The 24,018-nt window shown below is 39.8% G+C and carries 20 protein-coding genes; 14 read left to right on the top strand and 6 right to left on the bottom strand.

Translation table 11 applies throughout. The features are described 5' to 3' along the window. Positions 1–1,559, bottom strand: a 1,559-nt coding sequence (locus VE944_RS26400; protein ID WP_324984167.1) for a beta-ketoacyl synthase N-terminal-like domain-containing protein, incomplete at its 3' end; no start/stop codon positions are given. A gap of 1,835 nt (positions 1,560–3,394) precedes the next feature. Here VE944_RS26400 and VE944_RS26405 point away from each other — a divergent pair. The 7 genes from VE944_RS26405 to VE944_RS26435 all read left to right on the top strand — a co-directional run bounded on the left by VE944_RS26405 (position 3,395) and on the right by VE944_RS26435 (position 11,958). Beyond that, positions 3,395–4,603 (top strand): ABC exporter membrane fusion protein, encoded by a 1,209-nt coding sequence (locus VE944_RS26405; RefSeq protein WP_324984170.1) that lies wholly within the window; start codon positions 3,395–3,397, stop codon positions 4,601–4,603. Between the two features lie 89 nt (positions 4,604–4,692). Beyond that, positions 4,693–5,871 (top strand): ABC transporter permease DevC, encoded by a 1,179-nt coding sequence (gene devC, locus VE944_RS26410; RefSeq protein WP_324984173.1) that lies wholly within the window; start codon positions 4,693–4,695, stop codon positions 5,869–5,871. Between the two features lie 208 nt (positions 5,872–6,079). Then, positions 6,080–7,084 (top strand): NAD-dependent epimerase/dehydratase family protein, encoded by a 1,005-nt coding sequence (locus VE944_RS26415; protein ID WP_324984176.1) that lies wholly within the window; start codon positions 6,080–6,082, stop codon positions 7,082–7,084. Positions 7,085–7,347: 263 nt separating this feature from the next. After that, entirely contained in the window at positions 7,348–8,331 is a 984-nt protein-coding gene (locus VE944_RS26420) for a glycosyltransferase family 2 protein (RefSeq protein ID WP_324984179.1), read from the top strand. A gap of 79 nt (positions 8,332–8,410) precedes the next feature. Further along, positions 8,411–8,878, top strand: coding sequence for a DUF2141 domain-containing protein (locus VE944_RS26425; RefSeq protein ID WP_324984182.1), 468 nt, complete (start codon positions 8,411–8,413; stop codon positions 8,876–8,878). A gap of 135 nt (positions 8,879–9,013) precedes the next feature. Beyond that, entirely contained in the window at positions 9,014–10,273 is a 1,260-nt protein-coding gene (locus VE944_RS26430) for a glycosyltransferase family 2 protein (protein ID WP_324984185.1), read from the top strand. Positions 10,274–10,683: 410 nt separating this feature from the next. Next, on the top strand, positions 10,684–11,958 hold the full coding sequence (locus VE944_RS26435; RefSeq protein WP_324984188.1) for a glycosyltransferase: 1,275 nt from the start codon (positions 10,684–10,686) through the stop codon (positions 11,956–11,958). Positions 11,959–12,481: 523 nt separating this feature from the next. Here VE944_RS26435 and VE944_RS26440 read toward each other — a convergent pair. Together VE944_RS26440 and VE944_RS26445 are read right to left on the bottom strand one after the other, a co-directional pair. Beyond that, positions 12,482–13,069, bottom strand: coding sequence for a hypothetical protein (locus tag VE944_RS26440; protein WP_324984190.1), 588 nt, complete (start codon positions 13,067–13,069; stop codon positions 12,482–12,484). A gap of 98 nt (positions 13,070–13,167) precedes the next feature. Then, positions 13,168–13,737: a DUF6658 family protein gene (locus tag VE944_RS26445; RefSeq protein ID WP_324984193.1), complete on the bottom strand. Its 570-nt coding sequence runs from the start codon at positions 13,735–13,737 to the stop codon at positions 13,168–13,170. Positions 13,738–14,249: 512 nt separating this feature from the next. Here VE944_RS26445 and VE944_RS26450 point away from each other — a divergent pair. Continuing rightward, positions 14,250–15,170, top strand: a complete 921-nt coding sequence (locus VE944_RS26450; protein ID WP_324984196.1) for a lysylphosphatidylglycerol synthase domain-containing protein — start codon at positions 14,250–14,252, stop codon at positions 15,168–15,170. A gap of 12 nt (positions 15,171–15,182) precedes the next feature. On the opposite strand, the gene VE944_RS26455 is transcribed toward VE944_RS26450, so the two are convergent. Further along, a complete protein-coding gene (locus tag VE944_RS26455; RefSeq protein WP_324984199.1) occupies positions 15,183–16,502 on the bottom strand; it encodes a hypothetical protein in 1,320 nt (439 codons plus the stop codon). Positions 16,503–17,418: 916 nt separating this feature from the next. Next, on the bottom strand, positions 17,419–17,577 hold the full coding sequence (locus tag VE944_RS26460) for a hypothetical protein (protein ID WP_324984202.1): 159 nt from the start codon (positions 17,575–17,577) through the stop codon (positions 17,419–17,421). A gap of 301 nt (positions 17,578–17,878) precedes the next feature. On the opposite strand from VE944_RS26460, the gene ndhL reads away from it, so the two are divergent. From ndhL to VE944_RS26485, 5 genes are all read left to right on the top strand, one after another. Then, positions 17,879–18,091 (top strand): NAD(P)H-quinone oxidoreductase subunit L, encoded by a 213-nt coding sequence (gene ndhL / locus VE944_RS26465; RefSeq protein ID WP_100900242.1) that lies wholly within the window; start codon positions 17,879–17,881, stop codon positions 18,089–18,091. A gap of 24 nt (positions 18,092–18,115) precedes the next feature. After that, positions 18,116–18,427 carry a DUF3007 family protein gene (locus tag VE944_RS26470; RefSeq protein ID WP_229554320.1) on the top strand — a complete coding sequence of 104 codons (312 nt, stop codon included), beginning with the start codon at positions 18,116–18,118 and terminating at the stop codon, positions 18,425–18,427. A gap of 93 nt (positions 18,428–18,520) precedes the next feature. Next, complete coding sequence (trpA, locus tag VE944_RS26475; protein ID WP_324984208.1) at positions 18,521–19,348, top strand: tryptophan synthase subunit alpha; 828 nt, start codon at positions 18,521–18,523, stop codon at positions 19,346–19,348. Between the two features lie 236 nt (positions 19,349–19,584). Continuing rightward, positions 19,585–20,250, top strand: a complete 666-nt coding sequence (locus VE944_RS26480; protein ID WP_324984210.1) for a heterocyst differentiation related protein — start codon at positions 19,585–19,587, stop codon at positions 20,248–20,250. A 322-nt stretch (positions 20,251–20,572) separates the two neighbouring features. Further along, the gene (locus VE944_RS26485; RefSeq protein WP_324984213.1) at positions 20,573–21,283 is read left to right on the top strand and encodes a PEP-CTERM sorting domain-containing protein; all 711 of its coding nucleotides are present in this window, start codon (positions 20,573–20,575) and stop codon (positions 21,281–21,283) included. Between the two features lie 130 nt (positions 21,284–21,413). On the opposite strand, the gene VE944_RS26490 is transcribed toward VE944_RS26485, so the two are convergent. After that, positions 21,414–23,336, bottom strand: a complete 1,923-nt coding sequence (locus VE944_RS26490; RefSeq protein ID WP_324984216.1) for a serine/threonine-protein kinase — start codon at positions 23,334–23,336, stop codon at positions 21,414–21,416. A 163-nt stretch (positions 23,337–23,499) separates the two neighbouring features. Between VE944_RS26490 and VE944_RS26495 the strand changes: the two genes are divergently transcribed. After that, positions 23,500–23,988 carry a hypothetical protein gene (locus VE944_RS26495; protein ID WP_324984218.1) on the top strand — a complete coding sequence of 163 codons (489 nt, stop codon included), beginning with the start codon at positions 23,500–23,502 and terminating at the stop codon, positions 23,986–23,988. The last annotated feature ends 30 nt before the right edge of the window (positions 23,989–24,018 follow it).

Genomic DNA, 24,018 nt, shown 5'->3' on the forward strand with positions numbered 1-24,018 from the left:
TGTAAGCGGTAAGCTTGGTTTTGCTCGGCTTCATATTCTTCCAAAACAACGTGATAGTTGGTTCCGCCAAAGCCAAAGGAACTTACACCTGCGCGTCTTGGTGCTTCTCCTTCTGGACGAATCCAAGGTCTAGTTTCGGTATTCAAATAAAAGGATGAAGTTTTAATGCTGAGTTTGGGATTCGGCTCGGTGATGTTAATTGTCGGCGGTAATACTTTGTGATGTAAAGCCAAAGCAGTTTTAATCAAACTCGCCGCACCCGCAGCCGCTTTTGTGTGTCCGATTTGTGATTTCACACTACCCAAAGCGATGTGCTGCTTTTTGTCATCATGAACATCAAAGAAGTCTTTTAAAGAACCGAATTCTGTCGGATCTCCAGCCATTGTACCTGTACCATGTGCTTCCATCAAACCAACGGTAGCAGGAGAAAAGCCGGCATCTTCATAAGCGCGTTCTAAGGCTTTGACTTGGCCTTCTTTGCGGGGAGCATAAATGCTCTTGTAACGCCCATCGCTGGAAGTACCAATACCTTTAATTACGGCATATATTTTATCGTTGTCCCGTTCAGCATCTTCTAACCGTTTGAGGACAATCATCCCGATACCTTCACCCAGCATCATCCCATCGGATTTAGCATCGAAAGGTTTGACATTTTCGCTAGGAGAAACAGCCGGTGTTTTGCTGAACGAGATGTAAGCCATAATGGTGTTGTCGGTATCAACACCACCAGTCAGCATCATGTCAGAACGATGCTCAACTAGCTCGCTAATTGCCATTTTTAAAGCACCAAAGGAACTAGCGCAAGCGGCATCAACTACACAATTCATCCCGCCAAAATTTAGGCGATTGGCAATTCTACCTGCGACTACGTTAGCTAACATTCCAGGGAAAGCGTTCTCATCCCACTTCACATAAGCGCTTTTGATTTTATCAACGATTTTTTGGGTATCTTCATCAGATAAACCACTGCTTTTAAGGGCTTTTTCCCAAATCGGATATTCCAATCTCGCAGAAAGTGGCATTCCTAACTGCTTGGCCATAGCCACGCCTAAGATTACCCCAACCATCTCGCGGTTAAACTCACGTTTTTCGCCATAACCTGCATCTTCCATCGCTTCTTTCGCAACCACTAAACTTAATAGTTGCGATACATCTGTAACTTCCAAAATGCTAGGTGGTATACCGAATTCCATCGGGTTAAAATCTACTTCTGGAAGAAACCCGCCTCTTTTGCAATAGGTTTTATCTTCAGTAGTTCTAGGATTGGGATCGTAATAATCTTCGACGCTCCAGTGAGTGGAAGGAACATCAGTAATACAGTCAATTTTATTTACTATATTTTGCCAGTATTCTCGCAAGTTTCTAGCTTGAGGCAATAGAGAAGCCATCCCAACGATGGCGATAGGATTGTGTTGTAATTGTCTGTTAATTCTGTTTATTGACACTGATTTATCTGACTTCATTTTTTTTCCTTCGATAGACTTAATTACAGCCTGTTCACAATTATTTATCAGGCTCTCTAACTCCGTTAAGGCAGTATCAATTGAATAAGCAGACATAGGGCATAGTGAGTACTGTGGATTGTGTAGTTACAGTAATTTCTGTTGCCTACTAATTAATGAAAAAGTCTTGTTGTGCAACCAGTTAGCACCTCTGAAAGTCTGGCGAAAAAGTAATTACGAATTACGAATTACGAATTACAAATTATGCCAGGTAAAGCCTTATGTTTCCAGGCGACTTTGGCACACTGCGTAGGCGTAGCCCGTCGTAGACATCGCGAAAAATTGTTATCCAACGTTAGACTCTTTAAATTGTGGCAATAGGTCAAAGACGTTGTTAAAACTGGTAAAATAGTCTTGGAGTGTAATAGCTGCTTGACCAGTAAATTTAATCCATTTGTAATGGTAAATATTTTGAGTAATGGTATCCTACTGTAGCGATGAAAACTGAGGAGTAGCTAAGAGAACAGAAACGTTTTTTCACCCGCAAGCTTTTAATTATCTAGCCTAACCACAGCAACATAGCTGTTGTTAATGGCTACGTTCTGTATCTCGATTAATGTCATAGCCAATTTCAACGTTCGGGATAATGTATTTTATGCTATTTGAACCAGCAAAGTTGACAAGTTCGTTACACAAAAGACACCACCTGTAATCCTAATTTATGCAAGTTGAAAAAGTAATTAAACGAGCAGACGGTGATGCCAAAGCAGTTATCTTTAGTTATTTTTAATTTCAAAATCTCACTTAAATAACTAGTTTCTCTAACCACTTTAAAGCATTGAATTAATAAAAATACTAACATACTTTACAGAAATTAAATCATTTCTTTAAAGTTATTTTATAAAGGAACATCCACAATTACTGATGTTAATTTAAATAAAATTAAGCAAAAAAGTATAATTTATAACTCTATAAATGTGCCAGATATTTTGTTGTTTACGCATTAACCATAAATTTGTGCTGAATTAAGTTAACAATGTAAATCTGTTGTCTAGTAAGTAACAATTCACTGAATACATAGATAAACTGAATAACCATAAGTATATTTTCTCAGAGAAACATCATAATTGAGTCAAAGTTTTGGGTTATTTTTCAATATAAGTCAAGCTAAGAAACAAAGCGGTTATTTATAAAGCAAATATTAATTTTTAGTATGTTGCTTGGTAAACATAATTATGATTACATCTTTTAAAAGGGCAAATCCTTTGTTAAAGGTAAACAAACTTCCACCACAGTATACTCGTGTATTTTTAGATATGCGTTGACGTAACTCACCAAATGTATCGCTTCATGCCTTTAATTATTATGAACAAACTTTCTAATAATGTCTTATAATACACAACCTTACTAATAATAATCTGTTAGTAATATCACATCTGCTTAATAACGAACTATCTTTTGGTATTCAATTAACAGACAAACAGTTAGTAATGAGCAAATTTATTCAGTCTCTGATCTGACTGTGATGAAATATTTTAGTGAGAGAATCAGGATTTATACAAAGCTAATTGGTTGACAAAAATTAATTTTTATGCCATTATTAATAACAAGTTTATCCCAACTTTGAGATCATTTTTATTAGCGCTTCGTTGTTCTTGAAAGTTAAGTTTCCCGGTTAGCCCTATTGTATTTTACGCTACGGGATTAGATGTCAAATTAGGATATAACTTAGGAAGCTTTGAAGTAACACCACCATTAATTTTCACGCCACAATAGTGAGTTTGGGCGGCAAAAGCGTAGAACAATTCATATAAAACCAATTTAGACCCATCCACTTGATTAAGGTAGAAAACCTAGAGGAAAAGCCCTCTTGAGAATTTGCGGATGAGTCTATATCTAAGCGATTAAATATAACCAGGCTATCCCCTAGAAAACAGAATTGGAATGAAAAGATGGCAGTAAATAAAGAAAGCCGATTATTCACAAAACCCGTAGGGCGATCGCAAGTAATTTTAGCAGCTTCTCTCACCTTGGCGGCGGGATTAATAGCTTTTTATAGTGTGGTACCGTTTTGGTCTAAACCTAAAGTTGTGACATCGCAAGCGAATCCTCCAAAAGCTACCACTCCTGCAAAACTTGCTGTGACAGCCTTGGGACGTTTGGAACCAGAAGGCGAAGTTACTTCTTTGACAGCTCCGGCTTCTAATAACGGGGTGCGAGTAGAAAGACTGTTGGTAAAAGAAGGCGATACAGTTAAAGCAAGCCAAGTACTGGCATATCTAGAAAATTATGGTCGTTCTAGAACCGCATTGCAACAGGCTTTAGACAAACTGCAAGTTGCCAAAGCTAAACTAGCGCAGGTTAAATCTGGAGCTAAAACCGGAGATGTGGATGCTCAAAAGGCAGCGATCGCCCGTTTAGAGCCACAATATAAAGGGGATGTTGCTACACAACAGGCGACAATCGACCGTATCCAGGCTGAAGTAGACAATGCTCAAGCCGAGAACGATCGCTATCAGCAATTATATAGACAAGGTGCGATCGCGGCTTCTGTAGCAGATACCAAAGCTTTGCAACTAAAGACTACACAACAGCAGTTAACAGAAGCCCAAGCCACTCTCAAGCGAACTCAAGACACATACCAAGAACAACGCAAACAAGCACAAGCGCAACTAACCAGTATTAGTGAAGTGCGTAGTGTAGATGTTCAGGTAGCACAAACCGAAGTCAACAGTGCAACAACTTCTGTTCAACAAGCAAAAGCCGACTTGGATTTAAGTTATATCAAATCTCCCATAAATGGCAAAATTTTGAAAATTCACGCCAAAACCGGAGAAGTAATCAGCACCAGCAGAGGATTTGCTGAAATCGGTAAGACATCTCAAATGTATGTGATTGCAGAGGTGTATCAAACCGATGTTCAAAAAGTGCGTGTAGGGCAAAAAGCCACCATTACCAGCACTGCATTTACTGGAACAATAAAAGGCACTGTAAAAGAAATTGGTTGGCAAGTTGACAAGCAAAGCATCTTCAGCCTAAACCCTGGCTCAGATACAGACCGCAGAATAATTGAGGTAAAAGTCTCCATCGATAATCCCGCAGATAGTGAAAAGGTTGCTCGTTTCACCAACTTACAGGTAGATGTAGCCATTCATATTTAGTCAATTGAGCATTGGGCATGGAGCATTAGTTATTAGCCATTCACAAATGACAAATGACAAATGACAAATGACAAATAACAAATAAATCCATGAATTTCAAAATTCCTTTAGGATGGCTACAGCTAGCACAGCAAAAAGTTCGTTTACTAATAGCTGTAGCTGGGATTGGTTTTATTGTGCTGCTAATGTTTGTGCAACTTGGTTTTCAAGATGCCCTCTATTCAAGTGCAACCGCAGTGCATCAGAATCTCAAAGGAGATTTATTTTTAGTTAGTTCTCAATATAAATCTTTGACCTCAAATCAAAGTTTTTCGCGGACTCGTTTGTACCAATCTCTAGGGTTTAATGGCGTAGAGTCAGTTAGCCCCATGTATTTGCAATTTGCCAAACTGAAAAATCCGGCAACCGGTGAGAAATATTCAATATACGTTATTGGTTTCGATCCCGGTAGACCTGTGATGAACCTCCCAGAAGTTGAGAAAAATTTAGATAAACTCAAAATTCCCGATGTCATGCTTTTTGACCGGAGTTCTCGCCCAGAGTTTGGCCCAATAGCTACAAAATTTGATGCGGGAGATACTGCACAGACAATTGAAATATTTCCCTTCAATTCATTAATTGGCTATAGAGTTAGAATTGGTGGTTTATTCAGCTTAGGGGCTTCCTTTGGGGTAGACGGTAATTTAGTTGTCAGTGACTCAACTTTCTTGAGGATAAACCCTAATAGTCGTCCGGCAGATATGATAGATATCGGTTTGATTTCCCTCAAACCTGGTACTAATGCAGAAGCAGTACTAAAAAATTTGCAAGCAACTTTACCTAATGATGTCCAAGTTTTTACACGCCAAGGCTTCATTAATTTTGAGAAAGAATATTGGGCTGTCAGAACACCCATTGGTTTTATTCTTAACTTAATGTTGACAATGGCTGCGGTTGTTGGTGTGGTTATTGTTTATCAAATTCTTTACAGCAATATTGCTACGCAGTTCGTTGCTTACGCCACTTTAAAAGCTATAGGTTATGCCAATAAATATTTATTAAATGTGGTATTTCAGCAAGCTTTAATTTTGGCAATTTTAGGTTATATTCCAGGATTTCTTAGTTCTATCTTGGTATATAGTTTTGCAGCAGAAACAACTAAATTACCAATATTGATGACCATTAATAATGCACTTCTTGTCTTAACTTCAACAGTTTTGATGTGTATAGCATCAGGAGCGCTTGCTATCAACAAACTCCGCTCCGCAGATCCTGGAGATATTTTCTAGCTATTCTTAATAGCAAAATAATCAAATTATTTTGCGTTGATATAGTCTCACAAGTAAGCATTGGTGCAGACTCTCCACAGAAAAATTGCTCTTTATACCCATTTTAGATATTAGGTTAAAAGCCTTTACCAAAATTGCGATTCGGTAAAACTTTGAAACTTTTTATCTAATAAATCAAATTCACTTATTTAACAATAAGCCCAAATTTATGAACCTCAAAAACAAAACCCTGCTAATCACTGGGATTGATGAACTTGTCGGTTTGCGTACAGCCGAGTTAGCTATAGCGCAAGGAATGAATGTTCGTGGACTGCAAAGTTCTACAGAACAGAACAAACAATTACAGAATTTAGGTGTTGAAGTAATTATTGGTAGCATCACCGATTCTGCTATAGCTCAAAAAGCTTGCCAGGGAGTAGATATCGTTTTACATACAGAGCAAATTGCCGAAGAAGCTGGCGCAATTAACCATTTTCGTGATGTGAATGTTGGCGGTACTGTCAACATAGCTAAAGCCGCTAAACAGGCTGGTGTCAAAACATTTGTGCATCTATCCAGCGTGATGGTTTACGGTTTCAACTATCCTAATGGTATTACAGAATCCGGGCCACTTTCTGGCGAAAATAATCCATACTGCCAAACGAAAATAGAAGCTGAAAAAGCACTACTAGAACTGAATAATCCTTCCGATTTTGGCATCATCATTATTCGAGCCGGAGATGTTTACGGCCCAGGAAGTATTCCCTGGATAGTCAGACCAATTCTGATGATGCGTCAAAAATTATTTGCCTATGCCAACGATGGTAAAGGAGTAATCAATCATGTATATATAGATAACTTGATTGATGGTATCTTTCTTGCGATAGAAAAAGAAACCTATGGTGAAATATTTAATATCACCGACGGACAAGAAACTTCGTGGAAAGAGTATTTTATGCGTTTAGCAGCAATCGAAGGTTTATCAGCACCGCTTTCATTACCCAAAGATGAAATCAAGTTGTTTTTAAAACTACGCGTTCAAGGACAAAAACTTTTTCGCAAAAAAGTTGATATTTTACCAGAGTCTATAGATTTTATGACTCGTCCTTATGCTTGTTCGATTGCCAAAGCAGAAAGCCTGTTAAATTATAAACCAACAATTGACCTAGAATCAGGAATGCGGCGAACACATGAATGGCTGCAAAAAACAGATATTCAAAGCTTGATGAAATAGTCTTTTGGGAGTAGGGAATAGGGAGTGGGGAGTAGGGATACTTAGAAAAGTAGGTTGGGTTGAGCGTAAGTAAAACCCAATAAAGCCTTGATAATTAATGTGGGTTATCGTGCGGGATTTTGCTACGTTCTCTAACCCAACCTACTAAATTCTGACTTCTGAATTCTGACTTCTGACTTCTGGATTATTAGATTGCATCTGCCTAACAATTATCTGCAATTAAGCATCAAATAATCCACAGCTTTTCAGAATACTTCTTTTATATGACTAGCAATCAGCCACGATTGAGCATCGGGTTACCTGTATATAATGGTGAAAAATTTCTCAAAGAAGCCATTGATTCACTCTTGGCTCAGACCTTTCAAGATTTTGAGATAATTATTTCAGATAATGCATCTACAGATAAAACTGAAGAAATCTGTAGAGCTTATGCCGAGCAAGATGAACGTATTTGTTACTACCGCAATGACAATAATATCGGTTGCGCCCGTAACTTCGATCGCGTTTTTAAATTGTCTTCAGGTGAGTACTTTAAGTGGGCAGCTTATGATGATCTGCATGCTCCAGATTTTATCAAGAAGTGTGTTGAGGTGCTTGACCAAGATCCTACTATAATCTTGTGTCATTCCCAGACATATTTCATTGATGAAAAGGGAAGTTTTCTCCAAAACTACGATATCAAACTCAAGGCAGATGCACTAAAACCACACGAGCGTTTTCACGAATTGCTGACCAAGCATTTATGTTATCAATGTTACGGTGTAATTCGCGCCAGTGCCCTGAGAATGACACCGCCTATGGGTGGTTATGGTAATGCAGATGGAATTTTCTTGTTAAGACTTGGTATCCTCGGTAGGTTTCATGAAATCCCTGAATACCTGTTTTTTGCCAGAAGCCATCCGCAACAATCAATGAGTATGTATTTCCCTAATTATTTGTTGTTTGCTACCAACAGAAAAAAACACTCATTGAGTATGCTGCCTGATTTTTATGCCTATGCAGTGTGGTTTGATTCAGCAAAAAAAGGACAATTTTTATTGCCACATTGGCGAATATTCTGGGAGTATTTACTCTCTATATGGCGTAGTCCCTTGAGCTTGCATGAGCGGCTGTATTGTCATAGAAGTTTACATCAACAGTTAAAAGGGACAGAATATCTTCTGTTGAAAGATTTACTAATGGTAGTGCAAAGATTGTGGAAAGATTGGCAAGCAGCATTAATAAAAAAACAGCCAGTCAGACTTTGAATGAATCACTTCATAAAAATAAGCTGTGTTTGCTAGCTTATTTTCAACCCATGTATCACTTATTATCCACTACAAAACTATGTTGAAACTATCTCAAGTTTGTCATATTTTGCTTGCTACCTTAGTGAGCATCAGCTTTGCTAAAACAGCGAATGCAGAGCCAACTACAACACTAAGCGTTGTGGTAAATGGAATACATCACCAAAAAGGTGAAATTTGCTTTAGAGTTTACGCAAGTGAACAAGGATTCCCAATGAGTAATTCTAGCGGCTCTCAAAGTGGCTGCGCTAAGATTACTGGCAATGTTGTAAAAAAACAATTTTCCGGTTTGAAGCCTGGAACTTATGCTGTCGCCGTAGTTGACGATCAAAATGGCGATCGCAAACTCAATAAAGACTTTTTCGGTATTCCCAAAGAAGGTTTTGGGATTTCCAAAAATCCAACTGTGTCTATACAAACAGGTACGCCAAAGTTTCGTGATGCCAGCTTTGTTGTAAACAAAAATACAACAGTCAACATCATCATGAAATATTCGCTGGATTCGTAAAGGCGAATGGGGATTGGGGACTTGGAACTGGGGACTGGCTCTCTACAAGAAAGATATTTCTGATTCCCAATCCCTAATCCCTAATCTCTAATCCCCAGTCCCCAATCCCTTATTCTGTCGGAGACTAAAAATTTAATGGAAGATTTGGCGATATTTCTGTCTAAGTCTTTGACGGGTTGGCTGGTTATTCAGGTATGTTTTACGCTTGTCTTTATATGGTATCTGCGCTCATCTAAAAAAAACTTATTACCAGATGATCAGTTACCTAAAACCGCAGTGATTCTTTGTCTACGCGGAGCCGATCCGTTTTTGCCTAGATGTTTGCGATCGCTCCTAAACCAAAACTATCCCCAATATGATTTAAAATTGATTGTTGATAGTCACGAAGACCCCGCTTGGAAAATTGCCAGTGAAACTATCACAGAGGAAGAAGCGACCAACGTTCAAATCAGCCCCCTGAGAATAGTACGCAACAATTGTAGTCTCAAATGCAGTTCTTTAATCCAAGCTGTCCGTGAATTGGATGATTCCTACAAAGTGGTTGCTTTAGTAGATGCTGATACTATAGTGCATGTGAATTGGCTGCGAGAATTAGTTAGTCCTTTAAGCGATGCCAAAGTAGGGGCAACAACAGGTAATCGTTGGTATGTACCTACAGGTAAATATTGGGGATCTATAGTACGCTACGCCGGCAATGTAGCCACGGTTGTGCAAATGTTTATCTTCCAAATTCCTTGGGGTGGAACTTTGGCTGTGAAAACAGAAGTGCTTCACCAAACAGAACTGCTTGATAAGTGGGGACAAGCATTAGGCGAAGATTTTATGATGCACGACATCCTGAAAAAACAAGGGTTGAAGGTAAAGTTTGTGCCTTCGCTGCTGATAGTAAATCGTGAAGAGACTAATTTATTCAACTTAATAGACTATCTGAAGCGCCTCCTACTTTATTCTCGACTGTATCACCCACGTTGGTTAGCTTTAATTAGTGAAGCTGTTTCTAGCATTTTGTTTCCTACTGCACTGCTCATTTTAGTTCTTGAGTCGTTGTTAGAGGCAAAATGGGAAGCTGCGACTCTCTTGTTAGGCTGCTATGGCATCTATACTGTCGGGTTACTCTTGATAATGCTGGTGTTGGAATTAGAGATACAGCGAGTGGTTCGCTCTAATGACCAGGCAATCGCAAAATTATCAGCTGCTACAATCATCAAAATGTTGATTGCGATTCCCTTGACACAGTGGGTTTATGGGTTAGCAATGCTATCATCCCTGTGGGTTGCAACAGTTACTTGGCGCGGTGTTTCCTATCGGGTTCAAGGGCCTTGGAATGTCCGACTAGTCGAATATCGTCCTTATCAATGGTTGGATCAACCTATTGATAGTAAGGTTTCTCTTTGAATTAAATCGCTAAATATGAACTAGGGCATGAAAGTTATTACACTAAACATTCCCTAGTCTTCAAATTATATAATCTTATATTTAGTAGAACTATATTAGTTATAACCTTTGTTAAAATACACCTTTTGGCTTGGTAATTATCTAAGGGTATTTGTATTAATTGCAAGGGTTTAGACAAATATATTAAGGGGAATTTTGGCTTCATGTTTTGGAGGTTTTGATAGTTTCTAATCCAGGTTTAAAAACATCCTCTTAACAATCAATAACTTCGGGTATTTGAAAAAGCGTAAATTCTTAGTCTAACTGTATTAATGGGAATTTCTGAGCCAAACAATCAGGACGATCATGAAGTATTTCCTGCGTAAGTTCTAAATTAAAAACCAGCCTTTTCGTGAAATATTCCTTTTTTTATGACTAAGAAACCACTTCGGATTGCACTGTTTACAGGATTGTACGCTCCTTTCTTAACTGGAGTTTCCGTCGCAGTACATCAACGGGTTCGTTGGTTGCTAGAGCAGGGACATGAGGTTTTTCTTATCCATCCGCAAATCAACGATCGCTATCCCAAAAATGTAGGCGATCGCCCCATGCCAGGTTTAAATGAAATTCAGTCTTTCCCCAATTTCTCTGCTTACGCATTCCCCACACAACCTCTGCTATTTTACAAGTCTCTTCCTCAACCATTGAACTATCGGCATTGGAGCGATACCAAGTTGCTGGAGAAATTTCAGCCCGATATTATCATAGTTGAAGAAGCCGCACAAATGAGAGGTTTATACTCATTTTTCTTGCAAGGTTATGGTCGCCCGATCGGTACTAAATACGCAAGACAAACAGGCACACCAACAATATCACTCTTTCATACAGATATTGTTGCATATATCAAATATTACTTTGGCGATAAATTCTTTAACTTTGTTCGTCCCATCATTCCCGCTTTAGTCAAGCAATTTAGTGAGTCTTATGACTACAATTACTTTTCTTCTAAAGAACAACTCACTAAATACGAAGAACTGAAATGCCAACGCGCAGAATACGTTCCTTATCAAGGCATCGATTGCGAAAAATTTCACCCGCGAAACATTTGTTATAACCCAATTCCTAACGACAACCGACCGACTCTCTTGTTTGTCGGACGCATCACCCCGGAAAAGAATGTCAACCAACTGCTTGATATATTTCCGCTTATCGCTGCCAAAATCCCTGATGTTCATCTGGTGATTATTGGTAGTGGCCCACTAGATGAGGAAATTCGTCAGCGTGCCCAAAAATTTGGATCGGGTATTACTGTATGGGGCGAGTCTCATGGTACAGAACTTTTAGGTTGGTTTGCCAGAGCAGATGTCTTTGTCAATCCCTCCATTACGGAAAACTTTTGCACTACAAATAACGAAGCGCTAGCGTCTGGAACGCCTCTGGTTGCAGTTATTGCACCCTCAACCTCAGAACAGGTATCTCCTGGTCATAATGGCTTTCTTGCCCAACCCAACAACCCCGCAGACTTCGCCCAAAGGGTGATTGCGATTTTAGAAAATCCCGATTTGAAAGCAGATATGACTCGCAACGCTCGCCCCTCCATACTTGACTTTGATTGGTCAGCATGTATGCAAAAATTTGAAGAGAAACTTTACCAAATCGTTGAAGGATCACAGAAAGTAGTAGGTACACGCAGTATCAGACGATAACGTTGAAAGATGCAGGAAGAGGTTTATCGAACTCACGTTAGGGACTTCCAAGAAATAAATTATCCAATCTTGTGGGGTGGGCATCTTGCCCGCCTTTGACTATGGGCGGGCGAGACGCCCACCCCACAATAAATAGTTGTATATTTTTTTATTTGGAAGTCCCTTAATTAGCGATCGCTTCAGTTTGACAAAGCCTGTTACTTTAAAGGTGTGACGTAGACTTGCACTAGCTCCCCTTAATCCCCTCCTCGCTTGCGGGGAGGGGAGACAAAGCATAGCTTTGGCGGGGTGGGGTTCTTCCGGTTTAAGCTGTTGCGCCTTTAATTTGCACTAATATTTTTTCAAAATGGTTGTGGGGTGGGCATCTTGCCCGCCCTGATTGTGCAAGTTGTATACATAACAGCTTAATAAGCAATCAAGCGCACATCAAACAAAGCCTGCATAAGCAGGCTTTGTTTACATAACCCCAGACTAAAGCTCTGTGGGCGCTTTCATATTTTTGCAGGATATTGAATAACTAATTTCAATCAGCTGCTTTCTTCACTGCATTACCTGCATCTTCAGCTGTGCGCTGAACATTTTTACCAACATCCTCAGCTCCACGCTGAACATTCTTTGTCACGCCTTCGGCTGCATTCTGGGTATTTCCCTTAAGATTTTCAATTCCTCGTTGAGTACCCTTAACTACGCCTTCTCCCAATTCATTAGCCGAACTGCCGATATCTTCACCCAAGTTCTTCACCCTTTCACCCAAGGGTGTACCTTGGTTGTAATTTCGGCCATATTGCTCTCGGCTGTCAATTCCCTTTTGATCAATATTTTTTTGAGAATTTTTCGCTAGCGCATCAGCTCTGTCATTAGCTGCCTTTTCATCTGCTTTCCCTCTAGGATCTACATCACTAAAGTTATTCATTCCACCCTGAGGAGAAGAGAGAGGATAATCTTTTGTGGGATCGTATCGTTCGAGATAAGGTGACTCAGCCTTTGGTGGTTCTTTTGCTACTCCCGGATCAGCACAAGCTTGTGTCAGAAATAAGAATATTCCTGCAAATAAAACAGTTAAAACCTTTAAGGGACGAATGCTTTTGAGCCAATTCATTGCTTTTTTCATACTTCTACTCCTTGCATTTTTGTGACTAAGTTAAACTTCAACCAAGATAGCATTTGGAATTGATTTTGCATTCCAAGCATTCAGATAAAATAAGAGTTCTATCTGCCTACTGCTGGATTTTTTTGCAATTCAGGTCTGGCAGCAGCTTCATCTGCTTTATCTTGTAAAAAGCCGGAAGCTTTTTCAACATTCTCTTTTACAGTCTCAATCCGATCTTGAAACCGATCTCCTACCTTTGGTTCATCCTGAATCAAACCACCTGGTTCAGCTTCTCGGAAGTCCTTATCTGTAATAATAGGTAGTTGTGCTTCTTTCGCGATTCGACCTGCTGGTGTCTCAGCACCAGGATAAAGTATTTTGGATTCTCTATCTGTTGTAGCAATCAACAATTCCGAACTTGGTTGTAAGCTAGCTTGGTCGCCTCCCTTATTGGCTTTTGGGTTTGCTATTTTCGGATCGGTAGACAATCTGTTGTTGGTATAGTTGTCTCCACCATTCTTATAAGGATTGTTTGCTCCACCAGCTTGTACAGCAGGATTTTGTGGATTTGCACCTTGAGCATTTGCCCCACTACAAGCAGTGCTAACTATCAACAATAGTCCAGCTAAAAAGATAGTTACTATCTGGCGCAATCTTATTTTTTTCAAGAATAGTCTCACAGCGTTCACGTAGTCCTCCTTACCAAAATATTAATAAATTAAGAGTTTGCTGAATCTTTGGAGTGGTCAGCAAGTTATTGTGCTTGTCTTGGTTCGCTCATTTGACAACCTTTTTTAAGGATATGAATAATAAAATCCACTTGACCTCTAGCGTAGGCTACATTTTAATTACTACAAAAATAATATTTTTATCTAACTCTAGAGAGATATAAAATAAAGTAATATAAGTTTCGTAAAAAGAATTACATCAACCTGTTTGATACTTCAAAAGCTTTGAACCTAGTTCAGGAGTTTCAGTAAAGAGCTTCTATCAAGCAGCGCGTTTTGATGCCTAAGCTAAATCCCCGTTACAAAACGTAATTGCGTTAGCGTAACGGGGCGTAGCCCATTGCGAATTGCGTAGCTTGCTTCTCGCCTTTGGCGAGTATTGCGAATTGCGAATTGGTTTAATAGGTCGTTAATATACTGTAATAATTGAAGCGTTAGCCCCTTGTTGCTCTAACTGTTAAATTACTAAATTCATGAAGCAATTTTTACGTTGGATAATTTTGGGCGGAACGCTGTTTTTTTTAGCGAAAGCTTTGAAGGATAATTGGATTGGAGTAACTGCTATCCGCATTGATGGGGTAGGATGGGCAATTATAGCGATCGCTACAGGCGTTACTTTACTAGCACATAGTTGGGCAGGCTGGATCTGGACTTGGATTTTGCAAGAATTAAATCAACCTGTATCGCCTCCTCAGTTCATCCAGGTTTATCTAAAAACGAACATAGCTAAGTATTTACCAGGTAATATCTGGCATTACTACGGGCGAATTGTCGCCGCCAAAAATGCTAATGTTTCTGCTGGTGCAGCCACCTTAAGCGTTTTGCTAGAACCCCTACTCATGCTAGCGGCTGCTTTAATCATCATTGTTTTGTGCAGCAGCCAATTTGCAGCAGATAATAGTACTTTTGTTCTGCAAATACTACAATTACTGAGTTTAGCTATAGTTCTTTGTGCGATTCATCCTTGGTTTTTAAACCCAGTTATTCGCTTTTTGTACAAATTGAAAGCAAAAAAGTCTGCTGTCACGACTGAAGCAACTGTTCCCTTCAGCCTTAAAAGCTATCCTCTACGACCTTTGTTAGGAGAATTAGGCTTTATGGGACTACGCGCCACTGGGTTTATATTAACTATGTTCGCTCTGGGTTCGTTGAGTGTGAATCAACTTCCTTTGTTATTAGGAGCTTTTAGCGGCGCTTGGTTGTTGGGGCTTGTGATTCCGGGTGCGCCTGGTGGGTTAGGTGTGTTTGAAGCGACTGCGTATGAACTTTTACGACACCACTTTCCATCTGCCCTAGTATTTAGTGCGATCGCTCTATATCGCCTCATTAGTATTCTAGCTGAAACTGCGGGTGCTGCTTTGGCTTGGTTAGATGAACGCCTTGCTAAATCATGAATCAGACGACATTCATTTTTGTCTATCCACCTTTATCTGTGAAAACACCCGATAAGCATCCAGATTTAATTGCGGATTACTACTTTCGTCTTCTTCCATCTTAATCAAGTTATATTCTACATTTTCTGCGTAAATTGCAAACGTTATATTAAAAATTTCCATAAAATTGATTATCCATTTACACTCATCTTCAGGATACTTTTCGTAATAACGAATTAAATGAGCAATTTTGATTTCTAAATGCCTGCGTGAATTTCTAGAAATCAAAATAGTCTTTAAGAGTATAATCACCAATGTTAAAGAGTGACCTTGAGTAAGTAGTAATACAAATAATAACGAAGGTTCTTTGCCGTTTTCTGTTGTAAAACAATCAATTACTCGATTACAGGCTCTCAAAAACAATTCTTTAGTGATAATTTCTTGATTATAATCTTTCTTCCATAAAGATAAAATTTCTGCAAACTGCTGCCGCAAAGTCTTAACTAGTTCTTGATTCTCTACAGAGAAAAATAGATACTTTTCTATACTTCCTTTAAACTGTTCAAAGGTTTGCCCTTGAGTTTGCTTGATAAATATATTGGCAACATTTTCATGGCTAAATGCACCCTTTTTTAAAACAATTGCTTTTATTAAACGCAGAACATTATCTCCCAAGACACTAGGATTTTTGTAGCGTGTTGTACTTGAAACGGCAGATTGAGAACGAGCAACATACATTGCCAATTCAAACTTATATTTGTCTTTTATCTGTCTATAAAGCTTTCTGGCAGCCTCTTGTTGCTCTCTTGGATTATTCTCGTTAACAGATTGAGCAACTAAGAAATAGGAAGTGTAGCGATTAGCCCAATGACCTTTATGTAATTCGTCATGTTTAGCAGCAAATAGTTTTATCTCTTGATAGTCTTTGCTGTCTATAAAATTCTCTAGCCAGCTTTTACAGATATTTAATCGTGGCAAATAGTGAGATTTTGCTTTTAAGTTTTTAATATCAAATAAGTTAACTAATTTTTGGATGTATTTATCTTTTCTATTAGTTTTCCAAGTATTAATTATTATATATAAAGATCGTTTAAGTGTATTACGAAACTCATGTTCTTTATCATTTAGAAAAATCTTATATATCTCAGGTATGTAATGAGAATATTCTAAATCAAGACCGTCTATAAAAAAAGCTTTGAATTCGCACAAAACTTCATCTGGCGACATTGTATTGACAATTGTTATGAAGAAGCTATAAACTTCTTCTTGTGCAATTTGCACATTTACCTGTCTAGAGTTAGACGTAATACAATGCGGATATTCCTGACTAATTGATAAAGTATTAGCGGTCATTCCAGTTATCAGGATCAAAAGGTTTCCTGTTCATATTATTACCAGCTTAACCTTGGTAAACAATAGTATCAATCTATTATTCAGAGATTCAGTAATCTTTTTACACAAATTTTATAAACTCCCGCTATAGATAAAGTATTAAAGATAAATTGTTTAATTCTTTATCAAATACTCCAGTGGAATTGCTTACTTCTATAGCGATTTTGATTTGAATAAACTACACGGATGGGGACATGGTATTACCCATACCTGTCAACTTAAGTTTAATTGTTGGGTTCCTCATCTGTCTTGAACTAAATTTACAGGCTACACTACAAACTTTAGCCTACTTCAGTAGACTAAAGATTTTTAGGTATATACTTACTCATCTTCAGATGACTTTTCCTATTAGCAAGGAACTTGAGTTCCTTGCGGGACATGATTTTTAAGTTAAGTTGACACCAATGGGCATTACCGTGTCCCTATTCGTGTTCATTTATCATTTATGCGAAAAGACCCCTATAGCTTGTATAGAAGTCTTTTCGCGTGTCAAATGGGGGTGGAGGGACTTGAACCCACACGACCTTTTACGGTCAACGGATTTTCATTCTTCCGCAGTTTTCACTGCTACCTGATGGCTTTAGCAAAATCAGGTTTTAAGAATTGGACTCTCCCTTTACCCTCGGCTTAACGTTAGGGTAGCTCCCGTCGGGTCTCTGCACCTTCCCTCAATTTTGGAATTTGGATTGAAGACTAATCGCAAATCTAAAATTTTTGGGCTTGGCTCAGGATTGCCATGTCTGTCACCAGATTTAGGTTTCCCTGAGTTTGAGAGCTTCCACTTGAGGGATTTCTCCTTCAAGGCTCAGTTATCTAAGTCCGTAGCGTCTACCATTCCGCCACACCCCCGCAGGTGTTTTGCAACTAGTATAACTAGTTATTCTTTAGAGGCAGCAAATACCTCCTCATCTATTCCACCATCAATTGTGTCTTTTGTCCAACTAGATTGAAAATATTTTTTCCAGATTGGGCGATTGCTTTCTAGAGTTGCAAGTTTTCCTTGTTTCCTCGTAATCAATCTGGATGAGTTTTCCATTTTGTCTGACTATAACCTTTTTTGCGGCAGATTTACTATTATAGCCTAACGCTAGCTTTTGTCAATCAATCTGGACATAGACCAGAATTATGGCGTAGTTATGTTGACCAAGAGGCAAAGGAACAGGAAGCAAGGGGAAGAAGACAAAGGCACAAAGAGAATTGGAGACAAGGGAAAAGACTTATAGCAAATTCTCACCTCTTGTCCCCCTGCCTCTTCGTTAAAAGCGTCATAACTATACTTTCCTCAGTTTCGCTCTTCAGCCTATGATGGAAAACAGAAGCTTAAGACTTGAAAGTTTATGATTGTTGCCCTGCTGTATCTGATTCTGGCTGGAGCTTACCTTCTGGTAATCCCAATTGCTATTTTGCTGTACCTGAAGCAGCGTTGGTATGTAGCTACCTCCATCGAGCGTACCTTTATGTACTTTTTGGTGTTCTTCTTCTTTCCGGGTTTGTTGGTTCTATCGCCGTTTCTAAATTTTCGACCCCAACGGCGACAAATTGAAGTTTAACTAAATTGGTAGGTCATAACTCTCATGCGACGGATTGACGCTATTGGAATTGGCTTGGGCGTTTTTATTGCTGGCGGCTTGGCTTATATAGGATTGCAGCTAGTCGGTTTGGATAATCAGCAAGCTGGTATATGGAGCCAAGTCTTACTAGTCAGTGGGTTAGTTGGCTGGTTAGCCACCTATTTTTTCCGTGCGGTGGGACAAAAAATGACCTACCACCAACAACGGGAACAGTATGAGCAAGACTTTCTGCAAAAACGGTTAGATGAGCTTACTCCCGAAGAACTAGCACGAATTCAAGCCGAAATAGAACAAGAAGAGCAATCTCAGGTGTAAAGTTATCATTGGTCAGTTGTCGTTTGTCCTTTGTTTAGTTACAAATGACCAACAACTAATGACCAATGACCACTGAGTAATGACTAATTACTAATGACTGCGATTTCTGATTGCTTTGAAACCCTTGGGCAAAATGGTGAGTGCGCTTTAATTCCGTTTATTACTGCTGGCGATCCAGATTTAGAAACCACAGCAAAAGCGTTGCAGGTTCTAGATCGTAGTGGAGCCGACATTATAGAACTAGGTATACCTTATTCCGATCCTTTGGCTGATGGTCCAGTAATTCAAGCTGCTGCTACTCGCGCCTTACAAAGGGGTACGAAATTAGAGCAGGTGCTAGAAATGTTGCAAGGGATTACTCCCAAATTGCGATCGCCTATTATCCTATTTACCTACTACAACCCAATTCTGCATCGGGGGATTGAAAAATTTCTTCAGCAAATTGCTGCGGCTGGGGTTGCGGGATTGGTAGTACCAGATTTGCCCTTGGAAGAAGCAGCAGGCTTGCTCGAACCAGCTAGTGAGATGGGAATTGATGTAATCTTATTGGTCGCTCCCACCAGTGATGCTGAACGGATAGAAGCGATCGCTCGTTCATCCCTTGGATTTATTTATTTAGTCAGCGTCACAGGGGTAACAGGGGTGCGATCGCAACTGGAAAACCGCGTATCTGATTTACTCAAACAAATTCGTGGTGTCACTGATAAACCTATCGGTGTAGGCTTTGGCATCTCCGAAGCTGCACAAGCCCGTCAGGTAAAGGAATGGGGCGCAGATGCGGCAATTGTCGGTAGCGCTTTTGTGAAACGGTTAGCAGAAGGCACACCAGAGCAGGGACTAAATGCGATCGCAGAATTTTGTCAAAGTCTCAAGGCAGCGATCAAGACCACCAGCACCAGTACAAATACTCCTCTTGATTAGACCAATAAAGTAGATTAAAAAAGTATAACAGCGCAGTTTTTCTATGCTTGTTTGGTAGACAATTTGACCGTTATGGTTTTGAATATTAACATCAGATATCATGATGTAAAAAAACTAGCTTATCCGGTCGCTTATAGTTTGAGTATTATGTGAAGTTAAATAGGCATAATTTATGAGTGTGAGAGTGAGTCAATCACAAATGGTTATAATTAAGTCGCAATTGAGGAGCAAAGGCGATGAGTGAGAGTATGGCGTTTATCGGTGGGGTTGCTGTAGCTGGGCTGGCGGCTCTCGTATTGCTCAAAGGAACAAATACCCCCCTACAGCCTAACTTTGCTGTTGCTCCGCAAATGCCAGGGACTGTAGTAGCGCCGGGAATGCAGCCACAAATGTATCCTTATGGCCCTTATGGGCAACCAATGTATCCCGGTCAGGTTCAGCCACCGACTGCTCCCAATACTGATCAGCGTCTGGAGATGGAGAAGTTGAACACGCAGATGCAGCTGGAGCGTTTAAAAAACGACAATGAACAGCTGAAGTTGCAAAATCAACAGCTCCAAGGTCAAGTTCAAAATTTCAATACTCAGCAGCAGTGGCAACAAGCCCAGCAGTATAACCAACAAAAAGTAACAGCACTCCAGCCGCCTCAAAGTTCTTGGTGGTCTTCACCCGTGCTTTGGGCTGTGGGAGGCGCAACTCTCACTATTGGTGGTGGTGTTGTCGTCGCTGGTGTATTGGCTTTATTCTCACCACGGCAGCGTCCAGCCCGTACTGTACAAGTGATTCACCCTTACCCAGGAAATACACCGCCCTTGGTTCCAGTGCGTCGCGCTGAGTTTTTGCCTGCTTCGCGGATGGAAGCAAGACGAGTTGAAGCGCCAGAATACGACGAAATGCAGTAATAGGGAAATATTTGTTAGTAGAAGTAGCAACTACTACAATTCTGAGTAAGTGTAAGTAAAAGATGTTGAACAAAAGCATTTAGGTGAAAAGTATACAGCATAGCACTGTTAAATTCTTACCTAGATGTTTTGTTTTTATGTAAATTATTAATTATTCAAAAATAGTCGTTTGAAGTTCAGAGAGATTACCAAAATTGTCAATCTGGAAGCTGGAATGAGTTTTTTGGGAAATTTTATGCTTTGCATGAAGAATAGATATAAATGTTGCAAAAGTTACTAATATATTAATGGAAATCTACGTTGGTAACAACACTTAGTTTGTATGAAAAGATTACATCTGGCTGCTGCCATAGCAGCAATTATTGCTTTGTTAAGCCTTGACACGCAACAGGCAAAAGCTATTACAGTTTTCACTTCACGTACTGATTGGAACACTGCTGTATCAGGAAGTGACACATTCAGTGAAGATTTTGAAAGTTTTACTTCTGATACAGAATTCAGAACCACCCTTGTTGACGTTGGAGAGTTCACACTCCTTCAAGTCGGCGATAATCCTGTATTCCGCAACTTGATTGAGGTGTCACCTTTCAACTACAACGACAATAATGGTACAAACCATGCCTCGGTATTCACTGATTTTGGGGCTACCAAAGTAGACTTAACTTTAAATACTCCAGTTTTTGGATGGGGAGCAGATTTCTTTGATGCAAATAGTGGAGAAGGACTGAATTTAGACCTTGTGTTGGATATAGGTGGAGTTTTGGACACCATTCCGGTAACAGTCAACGATGGCTTCTTTGGGTTTGTCACTAATCCTGTAGAAGATATTCGTAAAGTGACTTTAATATCACGAATTAACAATTTAGGAGAAGGAGGAGAAGGTTTCGGATTGGACAATGTGACTGGGGCTATATCTAAGGGACGAACCATACCTGAACCTGCTTCTGAATTAGGTTTATTAGCGTTTGGCGCTTTAGGTGTTGGTTCACTACTGAAGCGCAAACAGCAGTACAAAGTCAGAGCAAAAGTGTAAACCAACAACGTTAGTATAGCTTCCACAGTTTCCTTATCTTTGTGTCTATTGGTAATAAATAAAGGTAATAAAATTATCTATTATTCATTATCAATAGATGTTTAAACAGGATGGTTAATCAACTTTGATATTACAAACCGTCTTTCGGAGCTTCTGTAGCATTATGACTCTCTTTAGTGGCAGGTTGGTTACTATCGGTAAGTTTCTGTTGGGTATTCTTTTGATTACCTTGATTTTTTAGCTCAGTAAGTGCCTGTTTTGCTAGATTTTCGGCTGCTTGTTTAAATAATGGTTCTATTCTGTTTCGCCAATATTGAGTATTAGGCAACTTTTCTGGATGGTTTCTATAATCTAAAACTTTATCCCATTTACCATCATCTATTGCTTTGTTGATTTCATTAGATAACGCCTCTGCCTTAGCCCAATCATCTTGCCACTGGGCAATCATTTTGCCCGTTTCTTGGATACCAGAAGCAGCATTTGCTGGAACTGATTTTAAAAGTGCGATCGCTCTAACTATATCTCCTGATTCATACTTCTGTCTTGCTTGTTCTATAATATTGGCACTGTTATCAGTAGGCTGCGATCGCTCTGTTTTCCCAGCATCGTCAGTTGACCCCTTCAAATTTTCTGGTAATGGAGTTACTACATCCCTAGATTTTGGTTTTACCTTGGGAGTCGGTCGAGTCGCAATCAAGCTACTATCATCTACAATCCTAGTTGCAATACCTTTTTCGCGTAGGCAAGAAGCCCATTCTTGGTTATTGGTTATCACCTTCGAGCCTACCCAAGCCGAATCACCATTAAGTTTAACTTCTATCCAACCTTGTTTTGTTCGTTTGCCAGTCACCTCAAAACTGGTCTTATCAGCAACTGTTTGCACAACATTATCAGAATTTCTCGAACTAGGTTCAGAACGAATATTAGAATTTTTGGTGACAATAACCGAGCATTTGTTTGCTAAGGCAGTATCGTTACCTGTAAGATTAAAAGCTAAATTTTTCACTGGAGATATATTTGCTACCAAAGCAGCCGTACCACCTGCTAATAATATGCCAATTAATATTGGCCATGGGTCGAATTTGTCAGACTCTTTACGCGCAGGTTTAGCGGGGACAGGATTTGCTGGTGCAACTGCAACAGTTTGCAACCGAGATACTTGAGGTTGGGATTTGGCTGCTTGGTAACTAGAATTTTTGGCGGATTCTTGAGGTGTGGAAAGTGCAGGTACAGGATTAATCGCCTCTTTACATGCTTGCAGTGCTTGCGTGGCGTTTATATAGCGGTCTTTGAAGTGATAACGCACCATCTTGGTCAACACTGCCGCTAGTCGAGGGTTCACGGTTACTGAATGACGCCAGATGATTTCCCCCGTTTCTGGGTCTTCTTGCAATTCTGTTGGCGATAATCCTGTTAGTGCTTGAATGGCGATAATGCCGAGGGAATAGATATCACTGTTGGGACGGGGTTTACCTTGCCCTTGTTCTGTGGGCATATAGCCAGGAGTGCCAATAACTACTGTAGCAGAGGGTTGTCCACCTGCTGTTACTAGTTGTGTACGCAGTTGTTTCACTGCCCCAAAGTCCACTAAAACTAACTTATTATCTGAAGCGCGACGGATGATATTATCCGGTTTGATATCGCGGTGAATCACGCCTTGGCGGTGGACGAATTCGAGAATTTCCAGAACTTCTTGTAATAGTTGAATTACTTCGCTTTCACTCCAGCGCTTACCAGGTATAAGTTCCTCAGCTAGGGTATGCCCTTCAATATATTCTTGTACTAAATAAAATTCTTGATTTTCGTCAAAGTACGCCAACAGCCTGGGTATTTGGTCATGATTGCCCAGTTTTTCTAAAGTTTCGGCTTCGCTGTTAAACAGACGTTTAGCAGTATCAAAAACTCTGGGGTCAGTTCCGGGTTTGAGGTGCTTGACAACGCAGAGGGGATTGCCGGGCCGCCTAGTATCTTGGGCAATATAGGTTTGACCAAATCCTCCCATTGCGAGGACTCGAATTACTTGGTAACGATGGTCTAGTAGTTTGCCTATCATGTTCATTCCCCAGAGTTATTACCTAATTTTCCAGCTGGTAATAAATATCTCCAAATTTTCTTCAATGAAATCCGCTATCTTGAGAAAAGATTTAGATTAAAAACGCAGCTTTTTAATAAACGCAGACTGTTTATTTTTCTTTTAGTGCCCCTGTTTACTACCAATGCCACCTAAAATAACAAACTCAGTTGCATGGCAGCAGGCTGAAATCCTCATGCAACCTGCTTTCATTCGCGTTATCGACAATATCCGCAAGCAGCTTGATGAATCTTCCTGGACGGGAACTTACCACGATGTCTTGATTTGGCCGCCTAGCACCACTGATGAAATCAAAGCATTGGTGACTGAGTTGTTGCAAGGAATGGAAACCGCAACACTCCAAGAAGCAGATGAAATCAAAGAGACTCTGGCTCGTCTGCCGATGCCCCATCCAGGATATCATCTACGTTTACAGCGTCAACAGCAAGAAGCAAGTATCGATTTGTGGGAACTGTGTTATCAAGTGTGTTTTCTTGAATACAACCCAGAGAAGGAAAGTGCTGATATTGATACTAGTTTAATCGATGAACTCGGTGAAGTCGATTGGCTGTGTTTGGATGCTAAGTCTAAGGAGTTAGTTGAGGAGGCGTTTGCTAAATTGCCACAGGATTAACAAATATAAATGCCCTTAGAATAGAATTCT

Origin of the sequence: Nostoc sp. (assembly GCF_035638895.1) — a bacterium.
In the GTDB taxonomy this organism is placed as follows: Bacteria; Cyanobacteriota; Cyanobacteriia; order Cyanobacteriales; family Nostocaceae; genus Nostoc.

Coding starts and splice junctions, on each gene's coding strand:
- VE944_RS26405 (WP_324984170.1), top strand. CDS start 3,395: ATGGCAGTAAATAAAGAAAGCCGATTATTCACAAAACCCGTAGGGCGA.
- devC (WP_324984173.1), top strand. CDS start 4,693: ATGAATTTCAAAATTCCTTTAGGATGGCTACAGCTAGCACAGCAAAAA.
- VE944_RS26415 (WP_324984176.1), top strand. CDS start 6,080: ATGAACCTCAAAAACAAAACCCTGCTAATCACTGGGATTGATGAACTT.
- VE944_RS26420 (WP_324984179.1), top strand. CDS start 7,348: ATGACTAGCAATCAGCCACGATTGAGCATCGGGTTACCTGTATATAAT.
- VE944_RS26425 (WP_324984182.1), top strand. CDS start 8,411: ATGTTGAAACTATCTCAAGTTTGTCATATTTTGCTTGCTACCTTAGTG.
- VE944_RS26430 (WP_324984185.1), top strand. CDS start 9,014: ATGGAAGATTTGGCGATATTTCTGTCTAAGTCTTTGACGGGTTGGCTG.
- VE944_RS26435 (WP_324984188.1), top strand. CDS start 10,684: ATGACTAAGAAACCACTTCGGATTGCACTGTTTACAGGATTGTACGCT.
- VE944_RS26440 (WP_324984190.1), bottom strand. CDS start 13,069: ATGAAAAAAGCAATGAATTGGCTCAAAAGCATTCGTCCCTTAAAGGTT.
- VE944_RS26450 (WP_324984196.1), top strand. CDS start 14,250: ATGAAGCAATTTTTACGTTGGATAATTTTGGGCGGAACGCTGTTTTTT.
- VE944_RS26455 (WP_324984199.1), bottom strand. CDS start 16,502: ATGACCGCTAATACTTTATCAATTAGTCAGGAATATCCGCATTGTATT.
- VE944_RS26460 (WP_324984202.1), bottom strand. CDS start 17,577: ATGGAAAACTCATCCAGATTGATTACGAGGAAACAAGGAAAACTTGCA.
- ndhL (WP_100900242.1), top strand. CDS start 17,879: ATGATTGTTGCCCTGCTGTATCTGATTCTGGCTGGAGCTTACCTTCTG.
- VE944_RS26470 (WP_229554320.1), top strand. CDS start 18,116: ATGCGACGGATTGACGCTATTGGAATTGGCTTGGGCGTTTTTATTGCT.
- trpA (WP_324984208.1), top strand. CDS start 18,521: ATGACTGCGATTTCTGATTGCTTTGAAACCCTTGGGCAAAATGGTGAG.
- VE944_RS26480 (WP_324984210.1), top strand. CDS start 19,585: ATGAGTGAGAGTATGGCGTTTATCGGTGGGGTTGCTGTAGCTGGGCTG.
- VE944_RS26485 (WP_324984213.1), top strand. CDS start 20,573: ATGAAAAGATTACATCTGGCTGCTGCCATAGCAGCAATTATTGCTTTG.
- VE944_RS26490 (WP_324984216.1), bottom strand. CDS start 23,336: ATGATAGGCAAACTACTAGACCATCGTTACCAAGTAATTCGAGTCCTC.
- VE944_RS26495 (WP_324984218.1), top strand. CDS start 23,500: ATGCCACCTAAAATAACAAACTCAGTTGCATGGCAGCAGGCTGAAATC.